General features: G+C 61.8%; 21 protein-coding genes. 16 read left to right on the forward strand and 5 right to left on the reverse strand.

What is annotated here, in order from left to right; translation table 11 throughout:
* Positions 1 to 170: 170 nt before the first annotated feature.
* Both gluQRS and dksA read right to left on the reverse strand, forming a co-directional pair.
* The gene (gene gluQRS, locus CQW31_RS18745) at positions 171 to 1,058 is read right to left on the reverse strand and encodes a tRNA glutamyl-Q(34) synthetase GluQRS (protein ID WP_099815157.1); all 888 of its coding nucleotides are present in this window, start codon (positions 1,056 to 1,058) and stop codon (positions 171 to 173) included.
* A gap of 63 nt (positions 1,059 to 1,121) precedes the next feature.
* Positions 1,122 to 1,568 (reverse strand): RNA polymerase-binding protein DksA, encoded by a 447-nt coding sequence (gene dksA, locus CQW31_RS18750; protein WP_054885619.1) that lies wholly within the window; start codon positions 1,566 to 1,568, stop codon positions 1,122 to 1,124.
* A gap of 211 nt (positions 1,569 to 1,779) precedes the next feature.
* On the opposite strand from dksA, the gene CQW31_RS18755 reads away from it, so the two are divergent.
* Both CQW31_RS18755 and sfsA read left to right on the forward strand, forming a co-directional pair.
* Positions 1,780 to 2,952: a pyridoxal phosphate-dependent aminotransferase gene (locus CQW31_RS18755; RefSeq protein WP_099815148.1), complete on the forward strand. Its 1,173-nt coding sequence runs from the start codon at positions 1,780 to 1,782 to the stop codon at positions 2,950 to 2,952.
* Positions 2,953 to 3,666: a DNA/RNA nuclease SfsA gene (gene sfsA, locus CQW31_RS18760; RefSeq protein ID WP_054885617.1), complete on the forward strand. Its 714-nt coding sequence runs from the start codon at positions 2,953 to 2,955 to the stop codon at positions 3,664 to 3,666.
* Here sfsA and CQW31_RS18765 read toward each other — a convergent pair.
* Complete coding sequence (locus CQW31_RS18765) at positions 3,656 to 3,973, reverse strand: Rieske (2Fe-2S) protein (protein ID WP_054885616.1); 318 nt, start codon at positions 3,971 to 3,973, stop codon at positions 3,656 to 3,658. The genes sfsA and CQW31_RS18765 overlap by 11 nt on opposite strands.
* A 148-nt stretch (positions 3,974 to 4,121) precedes the next feature.
* Here CQW31_RS18765 and CQW31_RS18770 point away from each other — a divergent pair, with 148 nt between their 5' ends.
* From CQW31_RS18770 to CQW31_RS18785, 4 genes are read left to right on the forward strand one after another with little or no spacing between them, the layout of a single operon-like run.
* A complete protein-coding gene (locus tag CQW31_RS18770) occupies positions 4,122 to 4,997 on the forward strand; it encodes a hemin ABC transporter substrate-binding protein (RefSeq protein WP_099815149.1) in 876 nt (291 codons plus the stop codon).
* 50 nt (positions 4,998 to 5,047) lie between these two features.
* On the forward strand, positions 5,048 to 6,031 hold the full coding sequence (locus CQW31_RS18775; protein WP_178075580.1) for an iron ABC transporter permease: 984 nt from the start codon (positions 5,048 to 5,050) through the stop codon (positions 6,029 to 6,031).
* A complete protein-coding gene (locus CQW31_RS18780; RefSeq protein ID WP_054885613.1) occupies positions 6,031 to 6,798 on the forward strand; it encodes a heme ABC transporter ATP-binding protein in 768 nt (255 codons plus the stop codon). Before CQW31_RS18775 ends, CQW31_RS18780 begins: the two co-directional genes overlap by 1 nt.
* A gap of 12 nt (positions 6,799 to 6,810) precedes the next feature.
* Positions 6,811 to 7,698: a ChaN family lipoprotein gene (locus CQW31_RS18785; RefSeq protein WP_099815151.1), complete on the forward strand. Its 888-nt coding sequence runs from the start codon at positions 6,811 to 6,813 to the stop codon at positions 7,696 to 7,698.
* A gap of 201 nt (positions 7,699 to 7,899) precedes the next feature.
* Here the strand turns inward: CQW31_RS18785 and CQW31_RS18790 are convergent, their stop codons facing one another.
* Together CQW31_RS18790 and CQW31_RS18795 are read right to left on the reverse strand one after the other, a co-directional pair.
* On the reverse strand, positions 7,900 to 8,175 hold the full coding sequence (locus tag CQW31_RS18790; protein ID WP_099815152.1) for a TfoX/Sxy family protein: 276 nt from the start codon (positions 8,173 to 8,175) through the stop codon (positions 7,900 to 7,902).
* A 248-nt stretch (positions 8,176 to 8,423) separates the two neighbouring features.
* Positions 8,424 to 9,986 (reverse strand): bifunctional aminoglycoside phosphotransferase/ATP-binding protein, encoded by a 1,563-nt coding sequence (locus CQW31_RS18795; protein WP_054885610.1) that lies wholly within the window; start codon positions 9,984 to 9,986, stop codon positions 8,424 to 8,426.
* Positions 9,987 to 10,103: 117 nt separating this feature from the next.
* Between CQW31_RS18795 and mrcB the strand changes: the two genes are divergently transcribed.
* The 10 genes from mrcB to CQW31_RS31470 all read left to right on the forward strand — a co-directional run.
* On the forward strand, positions 10,104 to 12,425 hold the full coding sequence (mrcB, locus tag CQW31_RS18800) for a penicillin-binding protein 1B (protein WP_054885609.1): 2,322 nt from the start codon (positions 10,104 to 10,106) through the stop codon (positions 12,423 to 12,425).
* A 16-nt stretch (positions 12,426 to 12,441) separates the two neighbouring features.
* Complete coding sequence (locus CQW31_RS18805) at positions 12,442 to 13,227, forward strand: tetratricopeptide repeat protein (protein WP_054885608.1); 786 nt, start codon at positions 12,442 to 12,444, stop codon at positions 13,225 to 13,227.
* Positions 13,227 to 13,559, forward strand: a complete 333-nt coding sequence (locus tag CQW31_RS18810) for a YqcC family protein (protein WP_054885607.1) — start codon at positions 13,227 to 13,229, stop codon at positions 13,557 to 13,559. Before CQW31_RS18805 ends, CQW31_RS18810 begins: the two co-directional genes overlap by 1 nt.
* Positions 13,560 to 13,965: 406 nt before the next feature.
* On the forward strand, positions 13,966 to 15,690 hold the full coding sequence (locus tag CQW31_RS18815) for an acetolactate synthase 3 large subunit (protein WP_054885660.1): 1,725 nt from the start codon (positions 13,966 to 13,968) through the stop codon (positions 15,688 to 15,690).
* Position 15,691: 1 nt separating this feature from the next.
* Positions 15,692 to 16,183 (forward strand): acetolactate synthase small subunit, encoded by a 492-nt coding sequence (gene ilvN / locus CQW31_RS18820; RefSeq protein WP_003250040.1) that lies wholly within the window; start codon positions 15,692 to 15,694, stop codon positions 16,181 to 16,183.
* Between the two features lie 55 nt (positions 16,184 to 16,238).
* A complete protein-coding gene (ilvC, locus tag CQW31_RS18825; protein WP_054885606.1) occupies positions 16,239 to 17,255 on the forward strand; it encodes a ketol-acid reductoisomerase in 1,017 nt (338 codons plus the stop codon).
* 150 nt (positions 17,256 to 17,405) lie between these two features.
* A complete protein-coding gene (pssA, locus tag CQW31_RS18830; protein ID WP_027917652.1) occupies positions 17,406 to 18,248 on the forward strand; it encodes a CDP-diacylglycerol--serine O-phosphatidyltransferase in 843 nt (280 codons plus the stop codon).
* A 79-nt stretch (positions 18,249 to 18,327) separates the two neighbouring features.
* Complete coding sequence (msrP, locus tag CQW31_RS18835; RefSeq protein ID WP_099815153.1) at positions 18,328 to 19,341, forward strand: protein-methionine-sulfoxide reductase catalytic subunit MsrP; 1,014 nt, start codon at positions 18,328 to 18,330, stop codon at positions 19,339 to 19,341.
* Entirely contained in the window at positions 19,341 to 19,952 is a 612-nt protein-coding gene (gene msrQ, locus CQW31_RS18840) for a protein-methionine-sulfoxide reductase heme-binding subunit MsrQ (RefSeq protein ID WP_099815154.1), read from the forward strand. The genes msrP and msrQ overlap by 1 nt, the downstream gene beginning before the upstream one ends.
* A gap of 157 nt (positions 19,953 to 20,109) precedes the next feature.
* Positions 20,110 to 20,403, forward strand: a 294-nt coding sequence (locus CQW31_RS31470; RefSeq protein ID WP_218254791.1) for a hypothetical protein, incomplete at its 3' end; no start/stop codon positions are given.

Raw genomic sequence — 20,403 nt, forward strand, 5'->3', positions numbered from 1 at the left:
ATCCATAGGGTTCGCCAAGAGTCTGAATTTATTACGCTTTTGAATTTGAGCGGTATTTGCCTGTGCCGTCCTCTTCGCGGGTGAACCCGCCCCCACAGGTACTGCACAGGTCCCGGGCATTGCACTGCTCCTGTGGGCGCGGGTTTACCCATGAACAGGCCATGCCTGCTTCAGTGCAAATCAGCCTCTGGCACCGTCAACTGCCGGGCAATGGCTTCTGGTCGCCACTGCTCGCGTGCTACCGCCAGCACTTCGGCGGGTGTTGCCAGCAGCAGTTCGGCATCGGTTTCCTGCCCCAGCGCCCGCAACGCGCGCAGCAGCAAAGGCGTCGCCTGCTGCGCCTGCAACGGCGGCGAACGATAGGACTTGCCCAGCTTGTGCCCGTCAGGCTGGACGATCAGTGGAATGTGCAGATAGCGCGGTTGCGAAAAGCCCAGCAATTCCTGCAGGTACAGTTGGCGCGGCGTGTTGTCGAGCAGGTCGGCCCCGCGCACGATATCGGTGATGCCTTGCCAGGCATCGTCCAGCACCACCGCCAGTTGATAGGCATAGAGCCCATCGCGTCGCTGGATGATGAAGTCGCCCACTTCGCGCCCAAGATGCTGCTGGAACTCGCCTTGCACCCGGTCGCTGAAGCGGTAGATCAGTTCGGGTACCCGCAGGCGGATCGCCGCGCCTTCCCGGGCATGGCCCGCGTTACGGCAATAGCCTGGGTAGATGCCATTGTGCCCCTCCAGCTGCTTGCGCGAGCAGGTACAGGCGTAGGCCAGGCCCATGCTGAACAGGCGGTCGACCACGGCGGCATAGGCTTCGTGGCGCTGGCTTTGATAAACCACTTCGCCATCCCACTCCAGGCCGTAGCGCTCGAGGGTCTGCAGTATCGCGTCGCGGGCGCCTGGCATTTCCCTGGGTGGGTCGGTGTCTTCCATGCGCAACAGCCAGCGGCCGTCCACGGCGCGGGCATCGATCCAGGAGGCCAGGGCGGCAACCAGCGAGCCGAAGTGCAGGAAGCCGCTTGGGGTGGGGGCGAAGCGTCCGATATAACGGGAGTCTTTCATGGCATTGCCGGGCATATAAATGAAACGGGGCGCATGATGCGCCCCGTTCGGATGGAAGACGTGTCAGCCTTTGCCGACGGTCTTTTCCTTTTTCTCCGCGATTTCCTTGCAGTCGAAGCATAGGTCGGCGGTAGGACGGGCTTCAAGGCGGCGCAGGCCGATCTCGATGCCGCACGATTCGCACCAGCCGTATTCTTCGTCCTGGATCTTCTGCAAGGTCTTGTCGATCTTCTTGATCAGCTTGCGCTCGCGGTCGCGGTTACGAAGCTCCAGGGCAAATTCTTCTTCCTGGCTGGCGCGGTCGGCCGGATCGGGGAAGTTCGCAGCTTCATCCTTCATGTGGTCTACGGTGCGGTCGACACTCTGCATGAGCTCGCTTTTCCAAGCATTGAGCAGCTTGGTGAAGTGATCCCTCATGCGGTCGTCCATGTAATCTTCGCCCGTGCCCTCTTGATAGGGCGCGACACCGTACATGGTCTGACCGGTTTTTTGCTTTTCTACGGTGGACATGAATAGACCGCCTCTCACTCATCTGATCCAATGCGCAGGCTGCTCCATCTCCGGCACCCGCCGGCCCTGCGACTGCGAGCCGCCGAACTTACCAGATAGATCGGGGGTTGCGCTAGCCCGCCCGATCCTAGGTGTTGACCGCAGCGCGCGGCGCACGTTCGGTGCGCTGCAAAGGTAGAATCAACAGTTTAGACCCAATTGAGAGAAGGTCATGGCCCACCCCTACAGCGTGCGCAGCCGCGCCATCGAACCCTTCCACGTCATGGCGTTGCTGGCGCGGGCCAACGAGCTGCAAGCAGCCGGCCATGACGTGATCCACCTTGAAATCGGCGAGCCGGACTTCACCACCGCCGCACCGATCGTCGCTGCCGGCCAGGCCGCGTTGGCCGCCGGGCATACCCGCTATACCGCCGCCCGTGGCCTGCCAGCGCTGCGCGAGGCCATCGCCGGTTTCTATGGCCAGCGTTATGGCCTGCAGATCGACCCTGAGCGGATTCTCGTCACGCCGGGCGGCTCCGGGGCGTTGCTGCTGGCCAGCAGCTTGTTGGTCGACCCCGGCAAGCACTGGCTGCTGGCTGACCCGGGTTACCCGTGCAACCGCCACTTCCTGCGCCTGGTCGAAGGCGGCGCGCAGCTGGTCCCAGTCGGGCCAGAGGTCAACTACCAGCTCACCGCCGACCTGGTCGAGCGTTACTGGGACAAGGACAGCGTCGGCGCCCTGGTCGCCTCGCCAGCCAACCCGACGGGCACCGTGCTGGGCCGCGAGGAGCTGGCCAGCCTGTCCAAGGCCACCCGTGAACGCCATGGTCACCTGGTCGTGGACGAGATCTACCACGGCCTGACCTACGGCATGGATGCGCCGAGCGTGCTGGAAGTGGATGACTCGGCGTTTGTCCTCAATAGTTTTTCCAAGTATTTCGGCATGACCGGCTGGCGGCTCGGCTGGCTGGTGGCCCCGCCCAATGCCGTGGCCGATCTGGAGAAGCTGGCCCAGAACCTCTACATCAGTGCACCGAGCATGGCCCAGCATGCGGCGTTGGCCTGCTTCCAGCCGGAATCGCTGGCGATTTTCGAAGCGCGTCGCGCCGAATTCGCCCGTCGCCGCGACTACCTGTTGCCGGCGCTGCGTGAATTGGGCTTCCGCATTGCCGTCGAGCCGCAGGGCGCGTTCTACCTGTATGCCGATATCAGCGCGTTCGGTGGCGATGCCTTTGCTTTCTGCCAGCATTTCCTTGAAACCGAGCACCTGGCCTTTACCCCAGGCCTTGACTTCGGCCGCCATTTGGCCGGCCACCATGTACGGTTTGCCTATACCCAGGGCCTGCCGCGCCTGGAGCAGGCGGTCGAGCGCATCGCCCGTGGGTTGCGGAGCTGGCAAGGCTGAATGGTGTTTTTTCCTCCACTTGAACAAGGGCGCCTGCTGCGTCGCTACAAGCGCTTCCTGGCCGATATCGAATCGGCCAGTGGCGAGCAACTGACCATCCACTGCCCGAACACCGGTTCCATGCTTAATTGCATGCGCGAAGGCGGGCAGGTGTGGTTCAGCCGCTCCAACGACCCCAAGCGCAAATTGCCAGGCACCTGGGAAATCAGCGAAACGCCCCAGGGCCGCCTGGCTTGCATCAACACCGGGCGCGCCAATGCGCTGGTTGAGGAGGCGTTGCGTGCCGGAGTGATCCACGAGCTGGCCGGGTTTACCGCGCTGAAACGTGAGGTGGCTTACGGCGAAGAACGCAGCCGGGTGGATTTTCGCCTGGAGTTTGCAGCCGGGCCAGCCTATATCGAGGTCAAGAGCGTGACCCTGGGTTACCCGGATACTGCCGTGGCGGCGTTCCCGGATGCCGTGACCCAGCGCGGTGCCAAGCACTTGCGCGAGCTGGCGGCTTTGGCCCGCCAGGGCATTCGTGCGGTGCAGCTGTACTGCGTGAACCTGACCGGCATCGAGGCGGTACGCCCAGCCGATGAAATCGACCTTGCCTATGCCAACGCCCTGCGCGCTGCGGTGGCCGACGGGGTCGAGGTGTTGGCCTACGGGGTACGCCTGGATGACGAGCAGATCATCATCGACCGCCGGCTACCGGTGTTGCTCAACCCCTGAGCCAGATGCCCTGGCTGTCCTCATGGCAGTCCAGGGCCTGCAGCATTTCGCCTTCGCAGGGGCCGGCCACGCATTCACCACTCTCGATCAGAAACAGCGCGCCATGATGGGCACAGTGGATCAGGCTGGCACTGTCGTCAAGAAAGGCATCTTGCGCCCAGTTCAGCGGGATGCCGCGGTGAGGGCAGCGGTTGCGGTACAGGTACACCTGGCCCTGACGGCGCACGCCGAACAGGTCGATGCCGTCTACGCTGAAGGCGCGGCTATGGCCCTCGGCCAGGGCCGTGGAAGGACAAAGAAAATGCATTGCAGGGAAGGCTCGTGAAACAAAGTGATGGCTTGACGCGTCAATGCGAATAATTATCAAATTGCCCGCATTTGCTGCGCCGGCTGCCTATGGTGCGCAGTTCCGCTGCCCGCCACAAGGCGTGCGGCCCGCCTTCAGAAGGAATCCGATGATGCGCCGTCCCGCTGGCTTGCTCGCCCTGTGCGTAGTTTTCGTTGCTTCCACTCAGGCCTTGGCCGCCGAATTGCCGCAGCGCTGGGTCAGCGCCGGCGGGGCGCTGAGCGAGTGGATCAGTGAACTGGGTGGCGAGCCACGCCTGGTGGGCGTCGATACCACCAGCCAGCACCCCGCGTCGCTGAAGGCCTTGCCGAGTGTTGGTTATCAGCGGCAGTTGTCGGCCGAGGGCATTCTCAGCCTGCATCCGGATGTGCTGGTGGGTACCGAGGAGATGGGGCCGCCGCCGGTGCTGGCGCAGGTGCGCAAAGCAGGCGTGCCGGTCGAGTTGTTTTCCAGTCAGGCCGATCTGGCTGCCGTTGACCAGAATCTCAAGCACTTGGGCACCTTGCTCGGTGCCGAGGACAAAGCCGCACAGTTGGCGGCGGGCTATCATCAGCAACTCGAAGCGCTGCAATCGCAGGTCAGGCAGGCCCAGCAGCATCATCAGGCGCCAGGTGTGCTGCTGCTGGTTGGGCATGCCGGCGCCCGGCCGCTGATTGCCGGGCAGGGCACTGCAGGTGACTGGGTGCTGCGCCAGGCGGGGGGGCGCAACCTTGCCGAACACCAGGGCTACAGGAATTTCTCCAATGAGGCGCTGGCAGCGCTCGACCCGGATGTCGTAGTGTTTTCCGATCGTGCGTTGAGCGGTGAGCAGGCCTTGCAGGCGTTGCTCAAAGAGAACCCTGCGTTGGCCGCTTCCCGAGCAGTGCGCGACAAGCGCCTGGTATCGCTCGACCCGACCTTGCTGGTGGGAGGTCTCGGCCCCCGCCTGCCAACCGCCATGCAGGAGCTGGCGACAGCGTTTTACCCGGCAAGCGCTGCCAAATGAAACAGCGTATCCCGCCGCGAACGCTTTTTGTTTGCCTGGCTTTGCTGTGCCTGCTGGCCATCTGGCTGTCGCTGGCCCTTGGGCCGGTAAGCCTGCCGCCAGGGGATACCTTGCGCGCCGGCCTGCGTTTGCTCGGGCTGCCAATTGCCGCTGACGGCCTGGAACAGGCAGACATGATCCTTGGCCAGATCCGCATGCCCCGTACGCTGCTGGGGCTGGCCGTGGGCGCTGTGCTGGCGCTTTCCGGAGTGGCCATGCAGGGCCTGTTCCGCAACCCGTTGGCCGACCCCGGCCTGGTCGGTGTCGCCAGTGGTGCGGCGCTGGGGGCGGCGGTGGCGATTGTCGGCGGCAGCTGGCTAGGGGGTGTCCCGGAAGGGCTTGCCCCGTACCTGCTGTCGGCCTGCGCTTTCATCGGCGGGCTGGGCGTCACGGCGCTGGTGTACCGATTGGGACGGCGTGAGGGGCAGACCAACGTCGCCACGATGCTGCTGGCCGGCATTGCGCTGACAGCGCTCGGCGGCTCGGCGGTGGGGCTGTTTACCTACCTGGCCGATGACGCCACGCTGCGCACGCTGACCTTCTGGAATCTGGGCAGCCTCAATGGAGCCAGTTACGAGCGGCTCTGGCCTTTGTTGCTGATCACTGCGGGGGTGGCGCTCTGGCTGCCGCGCCGGGCTCAGGCGCTCAATGCGTTATTGCTCGGTGAATCGGAAGCGCGACATCTGGGCATCGAAGTGGAGCGGCTCAAGCGCGAGCTGGTGTGCTGCACGGCTTTAGGGGTTGGCGCTGCAGTCGCCGCAGCGGGGCTGATCGGCTTCGTTGGCCTGGTGGTGCCACATCTGGTGCGGTTGCTGGCTGGCCCCGACCATAGGGTATTGTTGCCAGCCTCGCTGTTGGCCGGTGGGGCCTTGCTGTTGTTTGCCGACCTGGTGGCGCGCTTGGCGTTGGCCCCGGCTGAATTGCCCATTGGTATCGTGACCGCATTCATCGGTGCCCCGTTCTTCCTGTTTTTGCTGGTTCGAGGGCGTAATTGATGCTTGAGGTCCAAAACCTGCATCTGCGCCGAGGCAGCAATGAAGTGCTGCATGACATCAATCTGCAGCTGGAGCCTGGGCAGGTGCTGGGCGTGCTGGGGCCTAATGGCGCGGGTAAGAGCAGCCTGCTGGGGGCATTGTGCGGCGAGCTCACGCCAAGCCACGGGCAGGTGACCCTGCAGGGTAGAGCCCTGGCTCAATGGCCGGGCCAGGCTCGGGCACAGCGCCTGGCGGTGCTGCCACAGGTATCCAGCCTGGGCTTCGCCTTCCGTGTCGAGGAGGTAGTCGGCATGGGGCGGCTGCCCCACGGCAGTGGTCGGCAGCGTGACCGGGAGATCGTCGAGGCAGCGTTGCGTGCCGCGGATGCCTGGCACCTGGTTGAGCGCAGTTACCTGGCGCTGTCCGGTGGTGAGCGCCAACGTGTGCACCTGGCACGGGTTCTGGCCCAGCTCTGGCCGGGGGAAAAGGGGACCACGCTGTTGCTCGACGAACCGACTTCCATGCTCGATCCTTTGCATCAGCATACGACGCTGGAAACCGTACGCAGCTTCGCCGACCGTGGTGCAGCAGTGCTGGTGATCCTGCATGACCTCAACCTGGCTGCACGCTACTGCGATCGTGTCCTGCTTCTCGAAAGCGGCCGCTGCCATGCCCTGGCCAGTCCCCGGGAGGTGCTGACACCTGTGTCACTCAAGGCCGTGTTCGGCATCGACGTGCTGGTGCAGGCGCACCCGGAACGTGGCCACCCGCTGATCATTACCCGCTAGGAGGCACTGCCCATGGGTCATCCTTTGCTGTGCGTTTCATTGCTGTGCCTGGCGCTGGCGCTGGGTGGCTGTCAGGCCAACCTGCCGCCGTTGCCGGCCTGGCAAAGCAGCGAGGGGCGGGATAACGCCGAACTGGGGCAGATTCACGATCTGGCCAGTGGACAGGTGATCAGCCCCGAACAGCTGGTCGAGCGCCTGGCCCATGCGCCACGGGTGTTGATCGGCGAGAAGCATGACAACCCGGATCATCACGCCTTGCAGCTGTGGTTGATGCGTGCGCTGCAGCTGCGCCGGGCGCAGGGCAGCCTGTTGCTGGAAATGCTGCAGCCCGAGCAGCAGGCCGGCGTCGATGCGCTCGCCGGGCGAGCGCAACTGCCACAGGACCTGCCCAAGGCCCTGGCCTGGGACGACGGCTGGGACTGGCAATTGTACGGCCCTATTGTGCGAGAAGCCTTGCAACACCATGTGCCGCTGTTGGCGGCCAACCTGTCACCCACCGAGATGCGCCAGGCCTATCGGCACCCTGCGGTTATGTCGGGAACCCATTCCAATGCGCCAGCGGTACGGGCGGCACTGCTCGAACAGGTGAAGCAGGGGCATTGTGGCCTGTTACCGGAAAGCCAGCTGCCAGCGATGCTGGCTGTGCAGCAACAGCGGGATCGGCGTATCGCCGAACGGCTGCTGGCGGCGCCGCAGCCAGCGTTGCTGTTGGCCGGGTCGTTCCATGTGCGCAAGGACTTGGGGGTGCCTTTGCACCTTGCCGATCTTGGCGCGACGGGCGAGAGCAAAGTGGTGCTGCTGGCCGAAGCGGGTGAGCAGGTCAAAAGCGGGATGGCCGACTTTGTCTGGTACACGGCGGCGATGCCCGAGCAGGACTACTGCGCGCAGTTGCGCCAATAGCTAAGACGCCTCTGGGCGGGGTGAACCTGCGGGCAAAAAAAGACCCGGCAAAATGCCGGGTCAATAACCGTGATTAGCCTGATGAGGAGATAATCTGAGAGTCCGAACCAGGGGCTCTTAGTTTATCCAACCAGTCTCGCGACCAGTTGTGATAATCATAACGATTCTCATTTAATCGTCAACACCCTTCTCGCGTTTATTTCAGTTTTTTTTGGCGATAGGGCATTTCGCTTCCAGTTGTTGATTGAGCGCTTCCTTGCGTTCGGCTGGCAAATCGTTCCAGTGCATGTCCAGCAATGCACCTTCAATGGCGTACAACAGCACCTTCGACGCCCTGAACCCTCGCGTTTTCACGGCCTGATAGGCGCCCACCGCGCCGAGCCGGCGCAAGTCCGACGCGCTGTGGATACCCGCCGCATGCAACCACTGTGCAGAGGTCTTGCCAAGATTCTTCAGGTGCTGCAATTCATCGTTCATCGAGCCTCCTTGCGATGGCTGAACGGGTCTAGGGGATAAATCGCGAGCAGGTCAGAGAGGAGTGTAGCGGGGGTTGGAAAATGCGCGGCCTTTTGCCATCGGGGACGACGAGCTGACAGGGGCAGCCTGTGCCGGCCTCTTCGCGGGTGAACCCGCTCCCACAGGTACTACGCCAATCTCGATGTCGGCAGAGAACCTTGTGGGAGCGGGTTTACCCGCGAAGGGGCCAGTACACAAAAGCGGAGGACTTACAGGCCTGGCAGACGCTGGCGAATCTGGTCGATCACCTGGTCCATGCCGCTGGCTTCCTGAGTATCGATGCGGGTGCTGTTTGCCAGCTCCTGGGCATCCAGTGGCTCACGGCTGGCCTGCTGGGCCTTGACCACTTCAAGCGTGGCATCCGACGGGTCGCTGTTCTCGGCCTGGCGCTGCTCCAGCCAGCTGGCGATCACCGCTTCCGGTGCATGGCAGTCGAGGATCAGGAATGGCACGCCAGTCTCGTTGGCCACTGCTGCTGCGGCCTGGCGCTGTTCAGCCTTGAGGTAGGTGGCATCGAGCACCACCGGGAAGCCGGCACGCAAGATCGTCGCCGCCAGCGCGTGCAGGCGCTGGTAGGTGGCCACGCTGGCGTCCTGGTCATAGATCCCGGCCGCGAGTTGGCCGGCGTTCTGCGCCTGCTGTTCGCCGAACAGGCGCTTGCGCTCCACATCCGAACGCAGGCGAACCGCGCCCAGCGCCTCGACCAGGCGCATGGCCACGTGGCTCTTGCCCACTGCCGACACGCCATGGGTGATAGCAAGCAGGCGGGAAGGAATGGCGCTGTAGCTTTCCGCCAGGTTGGCGTAGTTGCGGTAGGTGCGCAGGGTCGTGGCGCGCTGCACGGCGTCGGCATCGGCCGACAGGCTGAACAGGGCGACCTTGGCCCGTACCAGTGCGCGGTAGGCCTTGTAGAAGTTCAGCAGTTCCAGGCCGGCGTAGTCGCCGGTCAGCTCCAGGTACTGGCTGATGAAGCGGCGGGCCAGGCACTTGAGGCCACGGTCTTCCAGGTCCATGGCCAGGAAACCGATGTCGGCGTAGACGTCAGTCAGGCGGAACGGCTCGTTGAACTCGATGCAGTCGAAGATCACCACCTTGCCATCGATCAGGGTGGCGTTGCCCAGGTGAATGTCACCGTGGCATTCGCGGATGAAACCATTGGCCTTGCGCGCCTGGAGCAGGCCATGCAGGCGCTCGAAGCTGCTGCGCGCCCAGGCCTGGAGGTTGTCCAGTTGCTGCAGGTCGGCTTTGTCGCTGAGGAACGGGCGGATCTGCTCGAAGTTCTGCTCGACCGGAGCCATCACGCTTTCCGGGGTGCCCAGCGGATGCTCCGGCGACACTTTCGGTGCCTGCAGGTGGAATTCGGCAATCTGCCGGGCCATCTGGTCGATGTGGCTGGTATTCAGCTCGCCATTGGCCTGCAGGGTGTTGAGCATCTGGCCTTGGGGGAACTGGCGCATCTTCAGTACATATTCGATCGCTTCACCTTCACCACCGATCTGTGGCGCTTCGGCGCTGCCGGTGATTGGCAGGACTTCAAGGTACAGGCCGTCGGTCAGGCGCTGGTTCAGGCGCAGCTCTTCGTTACAGAAATGCTGGCGCTGGCCCAGGCTGGTGAAGTCGAGGAAGCCGAAGTTCATCGGCTTCTTGATCTTGTAGGCGTACTCGCCGGTGAGCAGGACCCAGGAGATGTGCGTCTCGATGAGCTGGAACCCGTCCACGGGATGAGGGTACAGGGCAGGGTTCTGCAACGCGTTGATCAAGGCTTGGCTCACGGGAAATCCTTCCGGGGACAGGGAATTCGAAAGCGCCATTATGGTCAATGGTGCCGTCCCTGCCTACCGCCAGAGGGCGCCTGCCTACCCTTCATAAAGTGCGTATAATCCGCCGCCATGACTCGAACCCGAAATCCCCGTACCCCTCAGAAACGCCCGACCGGCCGCTCGCGCGCCTGGCTGGGCTGGGCCTTGAAGCTCAGCCTGGTCGGCCTGGTGATCGTCGCCGGCTTCGCGGTTTACCTTGATGCCATCGTTCAGGAGAAGTTCTCCGGCAAGCGCTGGACCATCCCGGCCAAGGTGTATGCCCGGCCGCTGGAGCTGTTCAGCGGCCAGAAACTGAGCAAGAACGACTTCCTCACCGAACTCGACGCCCTCGGTTACCGGCGTGAAAGCGCGGCCAACGGCCCGGGCGCGGCGGCGGTGAACGGCAATACCGTCGACCTCAATACACGTGGCTTCCAGTTCTACGAGGGTATGGAGCCTGCGCAGTTCGTGCGTGTGCGCTTCTCCGGCGACTATGTGGCAGACCTCGCCGGTGCCAACGGCAAGAAACTCGACGTGGTACGCCTTGAGCCGCTGATGATCGGCGGCATCTACCCGAAGAACCTCGAAGATCGCATCCTGATCAAGATCGATCAGGTGCCGCCATACCTGCTCGAAACCCTGGTAGCCACCGAGGACCGGGACTTCTACAGCCACTTCGGCGTGTCGCCCAAGTCCATCGCCCGGGCCATGTGGGTCAACACTTCGGCCGGTTCGATGCGCCAGGGCGGCAGTACCCTGACCCAGCAGCTGGTGAAAAACTTCTACCTGACCAGCGAGCGTAGCCTCACCCGTAAGCTGACTGAAGCGATGATGGCCGTGCTGCTGGAAATGCATTACGACAAGCGCGAGATCCTCGAGGCCTACCTCAACGAAGTATTCGTCGGCCAGGATGGCCAGCGCGCCGTGCATGGCTTCGGCCTGGCCAGCCAGTTCTTCTTCAGCCAGCCGCTGTCGGAGCTGAAACTGCACCAGATCGCCTTGCTGGTTGGCATGGTCAAGGGGCCGTCTTATTACAACCCGCGGCGTTACCCTGACCGTGCGCTGGCGCGGCGTAACCTGGTCCTCGACCTGGTCGCCGAGCAAGGCGTGGCCAGCCAGGCGGAGGTCGATGCGGCGAAGAAGATGCCGTTGGGCGTAACCAAGCGCGGCAGCCTGGCCGACAGTTCGTTCCCGGCATTCCTTGACCTGGTCAAGCGCCAGTTGCGCCAGGACTACCGTGACGAAGACTTGACCGAGGAAGGCCTGCGCATCTTCACCAGCTTCGACCCGATCCTGCAGATGAAGGCTGAAACCTCCATGGCCGAAACCTTCAAGCGCCTGGCCGGGCGTAAAGGTGCCGACGAGGTGGAATCGGCGATGGTCGTGACCAACCCGGAAACCGGCGAGGTGCAGGCATTGATCGGCAGCCGCCAGTCCGGGTTTGCGGGCTTCAACCGTGCCATCGACGCCGTGCGGCCGATCGGCTCGCTGGTCAAGCCGGCGGTGTACCTGACCGCGCTGGAGCAGCCAAGCAAGTACACCCTGACCTCCTGGGTGCAGGACGAACCGTTCTCGGTAAAAGGAGCCGATGGCCAGGTATGGCGCCCGCAAAACTATGACCGGCGTTCGCACGGTACGATCTACCTGTACCAGGGCCTGGCCAACTCACTGAACCTGTCGACTGCCAAGCTCGGCCTGGAAGTCGGTGTGCCGAATGTGATCAAGACCATTGGCCGCCTCGGCGTCAACGTCGATTGGCCAGCCTTCCCGGCAATGCTGCTGGGTGCTGGCGGCATGTCGCCCATGCAAGTCGCGACGATGTACCAGACCATCGCCAACGGTGGCTTCAACACGCCGATGCGCGGCATCCGCAGCGTGCTCACGGCCGAGGGCGAGCCGCTCAAGCGCTACCCGTTCCAGATCCAGCAGACCTTCGACCCAGGTGCTATCTACCTGGTACAGAACGCCATGCAACGGGTGATGCGTGAAGGTACCGGTCGCTCGGTCTACAACGTGCTGCCAAGCTCGCTGACCCTGGCGGGCAAGACCGGCACCAGTAACGATTCGCGCGACAGCTGGTTCTCTGGCTTCAGCCAGGACCTGCTGGCAGTGGTGTGGATGGGCCGAGACGACAACGGCAAGACGCCATTTACCGGTGCCACCGGCGCCCTGCAGGTGTGGACCAGCTTCATGAAGAAGGCCGACCCGCTGCCATTGGACATGCCACAGCCAGACAATGTGGTGCAGGCGTGGATCGATCCGTACAGCGGCCATGGTTCTGACAGAAGCTGTCCGGGCGCCGTGCAGATGCCGTATATTCGCGGCAGTGAACCGCCCGCCGGAGCGACCTGCGGCGGTGAGCAGAATCCCGTAGAGTCGGTCATGGACTGGGTCAAGGGCTGGATGAACTGAGCCCAACGCAGCATTGATGAGGTGTGAATTGAAAAAGTGGCTGTTTCCTGCCGTGACGGCGCTGGTAGTGCTCCAGGGTTGCTCCAGCGTGCCGCGAGGCAACATTCCGGTGGTGGACTCGAGCACCCGGGTGTCCAATAGTGAGCGCGTCCAGGCCCACCGTTCGGCGGGCATGAGCAACGGCACCGCGCAGGCACAGTCGCTGCCAGAGGACTCGGGCGTGACCGTGATGATTCCGCAAGGCGCGGGGGCCGCAGGCATCCAGACCTTCCCGGCGGGCAGTAGCGCGGCGCCAATCAGCACCGGCCCTATCACGCCAGGCCCGGTGACTTCGGCGCCGATCACGACAAACCCTAACCCGATCGCTGACGAACCCTTCGATATCGCATCGATGAACAGCGCGCCGGCCGCATCCAGCGCGCCGACCGGCATCCCGCGCAGCAGTGCCGCTTCCGGTGGTCTCTCGGCCGATGAACAGCTTGATGGCCCGGTACTGGCGCTGCTGACCACCGCTCAGTCGCAGCAGGGCAGCGGTGACTTCAACGGTGCCGCCTCGAGCCTGGAGCGCGCCCAGCGCATTGCCCCGCGCGAGCCTCAGGTGCTGTTCCGCCTGGCCCAGGTGCGCCTGTCGCAGGGCGACGCGCCACAGGCCGAGCAACTGGCCCGCCGTGCGTTGACCTACGCCAATGGCCGCCCCGACCTGCAGGCCGAGCTGTGGAACACCATCGCCCAGGCCCGCGATAAGCAGGGTGACAGCGCCGGTGCCGCCTTGGCGCGGCAGAAAGCGCGGGTCAGCTCGTGATGATCGAGCAACGCGTTCTCGATATCGCCGACCACCTGCTGCTCATCGAGCGTGAGCTGCAGGTGCAAGGCTGGTGGGATGATGAGCCGCCGAGCGACGACGCGCTGGCCAGTACCGTTCCTTTCGCGGTCGACACGCTGAGCTTCGAGCAGTGGTTGCAGTGGATCTTCCTGCCACGCATGAAGATCATCATTGAACTCGGCCACCCCCTGCCCAATGCCTCGAGCATCCTGGTGATGGCGGAAACCGTGTTCACCGATCGTCCGGAAGAAAGTCGCGAGCTGCGCCGCCTGTTGGCAGCATTCGATCAATTGATCGCTCCTTCCGCCTGATTTCTTCAGTTTTTCCTTCAAGGGCCGCAGATTGTGGCCCTTTTTTATTAAATTCTTATTTTTTCTGCTGCTGACTCGGTTTTTAGTGGTGGCAGGAATTCATCTTCGGGAAAAATTGGCAATAATTTTTCTTGACTTGTAGGCGCCAAATCACAAGAATCCAGATTCCGCTGTAGAGGGACTGCCAGAAGCAGACCCGCTAAGCAGATCATGAGGCGCACACCCGCGCCGCCTGTTACACCCCGCAACGCGTTACCTCGCGCTGGGTGGGAAACCCCCGCAACATCTGGGGAGCTCCCAATACTTGCTCAGTCAGTGCTGACGTTCGCTCATGCTCTGCTTGGCAGTAAACCTATTAAGACCCGTCCACTAGGGACGGTATTCTGGCGTTTTAGAGGTGAACAACGTGGAGCTTTTATCTGGCGCTGAGATGGTCGTCCGCTTCTTGCGTGACGAAGGCGTTAAGCACATCTACGGGTACCCTGGTGGTGCTCTCCTTCATGTTTATGACGCGCTGTTCAAAGAGCCGGAAGTGGAACACATCCTGGTTCGTCACGAGCAGGCGGCAACCCATATGGCGGACGGCTACGCCCGCGCCACCGGCAAGGCCGGCGTGGTGCTGGTAACCTCCGGTCCGGGCGCGACCAATGCCATTACCGGCATTGCCACCGCCTACATGGATTCGATTCCGATGGTCATCCTGTCCGGCCAGGTGCCTAGCACCATGGTAGGTACCGATGCCTTCCAGGAAACCGACATGATCGGTATCTCGCGGCCGATCGTGAAGCACAGCTTCATGATCAAGAACCCGACCGAGATCCCTGAAGTACTCAAGAAAGCCTTCTACCTGGCGCAATCCGGTCGCCCGGGCCCGGTCGTGGTCGACATTCCAAAAGATATGACCAACCCGGCCGAGAAGTTCGAGTACGTCTATCCGAAGAAGGTCAAGCTGCGCTCTTACAGCCCGGCTGTGCGCGGTCATTCCGGCCAGATCCGCAAGGCTGCCGAAATGCTCCTGGCGGCCAAGCGCCCGATCGTCTATGCCGGTGGCGGCGTGATCCTCGGCGGTGGCTCCGAAGCCCTGACCGAAATCGCCAAGTCACTGAATCTGCCGGTCACCAACACCCTGATGGGGTTGGGTGGCTTCCCGGGGACCGACCGTCAGTTCCTCGGCATGCTCGGCATGCACGGCAGCTTCACTGCCAACATGGCCATGCACAATGCCGACGTGATCTTTGCTGTCGGCGCGCGTTTCGACGACCGCGTGGTCAATGGCCCGGCCAAGTTCTGCCCGAATGCCAAGATCATCCATGTCGACATCGACCCGGCGTCGATCTCCAAGATGATCAAAGCCGACGTGCCGATCGTTGGCCCGGTCGACAGCGTGCTCGGCGAAATGCTTGGCATCCTCAAGGAAATTGGCGAGCAGCCTGACAAGGTGGCGCTGGATGCCTGGTGGAAGCAGATCGACGAATGGCGTGGCAATGGCGAGCTGTTCCCTTATGACAAGGGCGACGGCAACGTCATCAAACCGCAAAAAGTCATCGAGACCCTGTGCGAAGTGACCCATGGCGATGCTTTCGTCACCTCGGACGTTGGCCAGCACCAGATGTTCGCGGCGCAGTACTACCGCTTCAACAAGCCGAACCGCTGGATCAACTCCGGTGGCCTGGGCACCATGGGCTTCGGCTTCCCGGCAGCGATGGGCGTCAAGCTCAACTTCCCGGATCAGGACGTTGCCTGCGTGACTGGTGAAGGCAGCATCCAGATGAACATCCAGGAGCTGTCCACCTGCATGCAGTACGGCTTGCCGGTGAAGATCGTCAACCTGAACAACGGTGTATTGGGCATGGTCCGCCAATGGCAGGACATGGCCTACAACGGTCGTCATTCGCACTCGTACGTCGAGTCGCTGCCTGACTTCATCAAGCTGGCCGAGGCCTACGGCCATGTGGGTATCCGCATCACCAGCCTCAAAGATCTCAAGCCGAAGCTGGAAGAAGCGTTTGCGATGAAGGACCGCCTGGTGTTCATCGACATCGCGGTCGACCGCAGCGAGCACGTCTATCCGATGCAGATCAAGGATGGCTCGATGCGTGACATGTGGCTGAGCAAGACGGAGCGTACCTGATATGCGGCACATCATTTCCCTGCTGCTGGAAAACGAACCCGGTGCTCTGTCCCGTGTGGTCGGCCTGTTCTCCCAGCGCAACTACAACATTGAAAGCCTGACCGTGGCGCCGACCGAAGACCCGACCCTGTCGCGTCTGACGCTGACCACCGTTGGCCATGACGAAGTGATTGAACAGATCACCAAGAACCTGAACAAGCTGGTCGAAGTGGTAAAACTGGTCGACCTGTCGGAAAGCGCCCACATCGAGCGTGAACTGATGCTGGTCAAGGTCAAGGCCACCGGTGCCCAGCGCGCCGAGATCAAGCGCACCACGGATATCTTCCGTGGCCAGATCGTCGATGTGACCGCCAGCGTGTACACCGTGCAGCTGAGCGGCACCAGCGACAAGCTGGACAGCTTCATCCAGGCGATCGGCACCGCATCGATTCTCGAAACCGTGCGCAGTGGCGTTACCGGCATCGCCCGTGGCGACAAAGTGCTCAGCATCTAAATTCAAAAATTAGCGATGGCTCCGCAGGGGCCGAGATATAACCAGGGGTATTTTCATGAAAGTTTTCTACGATAAAGACTGCGACCTTTCCATCATCCAGGGTAAGAAAGTCGCCATCATCGGTTACGGTTCTCAGGGCCACGCTCAGGCGTGCAACCTGAAGGACTCCGGTGTAGATGTCACCATCGGTCTGCGTAAAGGTTCGGCCACCGTTGCCAAGGCTGAAGCCCATGGCCTGAAAGTGACCGACGTTGCCTCCGCTGTCGCTGCCGCCGACCTGGTCATGATCCTGACCCCGGACGAGTTCCAGGGCCAGCTGTACAAGCAGGAAATCGAGCCGAACATCAAGAAGGGCGCTACCCTGGCCTTCTCCCACGGCTTCGCCATCCACTACAACCAGGTAGTTCCACGTGCCGACCTCGACGTGATCATGATCGCGCCAAAAGCACCGGGCCACACCGTGCGTTCCGAGTTCGTCAAAGGTGGCGGTATCCCTGACCTGATCGCTATTTACCAGGACGCCTCCGGCAATGCCAAGAACGTCGCCCTGTCGTACGCTTCGGGCGTAGGCGGCGGCCGTACCGGTATCATCGAAACCACCTTCAAGGACGAGACCGAAACCGACCTGTTCGGTGAGCAGGCTGTTCTGTGTGGTGGTACCGTCGAGCTGGTCAAAGCCGGCTTCGAAACCCTGGTTGAAGCAGGCTACGCGCCAGAAATGGCCTACTTCGAGTGCCTGCACGAGCTGAAGCTGATCGTTGACCTCATGTACGAAGGCGGCATCGCCAACATGAACTACTCGATCTCCAACAACGCCGAGTACGGTGAGTACGTCACCGGTCCGGAAGTCATCAACGAAGAATCCCGCAAGGCCATGCGTAACGCTCTGAAGCGCATCCAGGACGGTGAGTACGCGAAGATGTTCATCTCCGAAGGTGCTACCAACTACCCATCGATGACCGCCAAGCGCCGCAACAACGCCGCTCACGGCATCGAGATCATCGGCGAGCAGCTGCGTTCGATGATGCCTTGGATCTCGGCTAACAAAATCGTCGACAAGACCAAGAACTAAGTCTTATCGAAAGATGAAAAACGCGGCTTCGGCCGCGTTTTTTCGTTCTGGCAGTCAGCTTCTGGTATAAAGCAGACCAGTGGCTCGCCGTCAGAACCAGTTTTGCGGGCCCGTGTCGAACATTTTCCATCCTGTTGCAAGGTACCCTCCATGAGCGAACGTCCCGAAGAGCCGAACAAGCCCTCCGACGCCGAAAGCCTGCTACCTGTCGATGAGCACGTTGAAGAAGGGCATGACGCCGAAGGGCGCAAGGTGCGCCATCGCGGCATCTATCTGCTGCCCAACCTTTTCACCACCGCCAACCTGTTTGCCGGTTTCTATTCCATCATCAGCTCGATGAGTGCGCAGAGCGCTGGCGATCCACGCGAGGCGAGCAAGTATTTCGCCTTTGCCGCCATTGCGATCTTCGTGGCCATGGTGCTCGACGGCCTCGATGGTCGTGTGGCGCGCATGACCAATACCCAGAGCGCCTTCGGTGCCGAGTACGACTCGCTATCGGACATGGTCGCCTTCGGTGTGGCCCCGGCCCTGCTGGCCTTCGGCTGGGCGCTGGGTGACATGGGCAAGGTCGGCTGGATGGTCGCCTTCATCTATGTAGCGGGTGCGGCGTTGCGTCTGGCGCGTTTCAATACCCAGGTTGGCACTGCCGACAAGCGCTACTTCATCGGCCTGGCCAGTCCGGCCGCCGCCGGTGTGGTCGCCGGTACCGTCTGGGCATTCAGCGACTACGGCATTCAGGGCTCCAAGCTGTCGTTCCTGGTGGCACTGCTGGTTGCCGCTGCGGGCATGCTGATGGTCAGCAACATCAAGTACAACAGCTTCAAGGAGCTGGACCTCAAGGGGCGCGTGCCGTTCGTGGCGATCCTCGCGGTGGTGCTGGTGTTTGCCGTGGTGTTCAGCGACCCGCCGCGCATCCTGCTGCTGATCTTCCTCGCCTATGCGGCATCGGGGCCGATCCAGTTCCTGCTGCGCGGGCGTCGGCGCAAAGCGTGATAATTCCTTAACGCTGGAATAACCCTCCGGCTCCACAGTCTTACTGGTACATCCGTTATCCAGTGCTGTGGAGCCGACCATGCTCATCAAGCTTCCCAGGTCTTCCGACTGCAAGGCAGCCGAGATCACTCCTGAAGGTATCTACCTTTCCCGTCGTACTCTGCTCGGTGGCTCGCTGGCCGGTCTGGCCTTGGGCGCATTGCCCGGCGGGGCGAGCGCAGCTGATGTGTCGCGCTATGCCGATGTGGCGCCCGGCGCCGCGCCACGCTGGTTTACCGACAAGCTCGCTGCCGCACGTTGGCAGGCCGTGACGGTCAAGGATGAGGCGATCACGCCATACAAGGACGCCACCCATTACAACAACTTCTATGAGTTCGGCCCGGACAAGGGCGACCCGGCCGCCAATGGCGACAGCCTGAAGACCGAGCCCTGGTCGGTGGTGGTGGATGGTGAGGTGGGCAAGCCGGGGCGCTATGCGCTGGAAGACTTCGTCAAACCCTACCAGCTGGAAGAGCGCATTTATCGGTTGCGTTGCGTCGAGGCGTGGTCGATGGTCATTCCGTGGCTGGGGTTCCCCTTGGCACAGGTGCTCAAGCAGGTCGAGCCTACGTCGAAGGCGCGCTATGTCCGTTTCGAGACGTTGAAGGATCCCGAGCACATGGTGGGGCAGCGTTCGGGGTTTGCCTTGATCGACTGGCCATACAGAGAAGGTTTGCGTCTGGATGAGGCGATGCATCCTTTGGCGATTCTGGCGGTAGGCATGTATGGCCGGGAGCTACCCAATCAGAACGGTGCGCCGTTACGCCTGGTAGTACCTTGGAAGTACGGCTTCAAAAGTATCAAGTCGATCGTGCGCATCAGCCTGGTGGCCGAGCAGCCAGGAACAACCTGGCAGGGGTTGGCGCCGGATGAGTATGGCTTCTATGCCAATGTGAATCCGACCGTTGATCATCCGCGCTGGACTCAGGCGCGGGAGCGCCGTTTGCCCAGTGGGCTGTTCAGTCCGAATGTGCGGCAGACACAGATGTTCAATGGTTACGCCGATGAAGTGGCGTCACTGTATAGCGGGCTCGATCTGCGGAAGAACTATTGATGCGCTATCCCTGGTTGCGACTGGGTATCTTTGTCGTGGGGTGCCTGTTTCCCGTGTGGTGGTTGTACGAGGCCGCGATGGGCCTGCTTGGCCCGGACCCTGGGAAAATCTTCATGGACCGCCTTGGGCTTGGAGCGCTGACCTTCCTGCTGGTGACTTTGAGCATGACGCCGCTGCAGAAGCTTTCGGGCTGGTCGGGCTGGATCGTGGTGCGGCGGCAGCTGGGGTTATGGGTATTTGCCTATATCGTGCTGCACATCCTGGCCTATCTGTTCTTTATTCTTGGACTGGATTGGGGGCAGTTGGCGGTCGAGCTACGTAAGCGGCCTTACATTATTGTCGGGGCGCTCGGCTTTCTTGGCCTGCTGGTGCTGGCGATTACCTCGAATCGGTATAGCCAGCGGCGACTGGGGGCGCGTTGGAAGAAGCTGCACAAGCTGGTGTACGGGGTGCTTGGACTGGGGTTGTTGCACTTCCTGTGGATCGTTCGGTCGGATCTGAGGGAGTGGGCTATTTATGCAGGCATTGGTGCTCTGCTCATGTTCATGCGGGTTCCTGCTGCTGCGCGGATCCTTACGAGGATTTTCCGTAGGCAGGGAAGGGTGCTCTGAGATGTTTTTGAAAGAAAAGGTTGACGGGGGTTCGAATCCCCTTATAATGCGCCCCACTTCCAGCGACATCGGAACGACAAACTCCTTGAAATTCAACGAGTTAGGTAGTTAAGGTGAGGTTGGAGGCGCTTCGGTCGAATGATCGATGGCGGTTGAGATGAAGGTTGACAGCGGTTTTAAACGCTGTATTATTCGCCTCCCGCTACGAGAGATCGCAGCGAGCCAAGTATTTGAAGCCAAACGAGTTTCTCGCAAAAAACTTCAAAATAAACGCTTGACAGGCTCTGAGGAAAGCGTAGAATGCGCGCCTCGGTTGAGAAGAAACGCTCTTGACCAAACGCTCTTTAACAAATCGAATCAAGCAATTCGTGTGGGTGCTTGTGAGTACGGACTGATAGTCACAAAGATTATCAGCATCACAAGTGGCCATGCGAGAAATCACATAGTCATT

The organism is Pseudomonas sp. 382, assembly GCF_002759075.1.
In the GTDB taxonomy this organism is placed as follows: Bacteria; Pseudomonadota; Gammaproteobacteria; order Pseudomonadales; family Pseudomonadaceae; genus Aquipseudomonas; species Aquipseudomonas vlassakiae.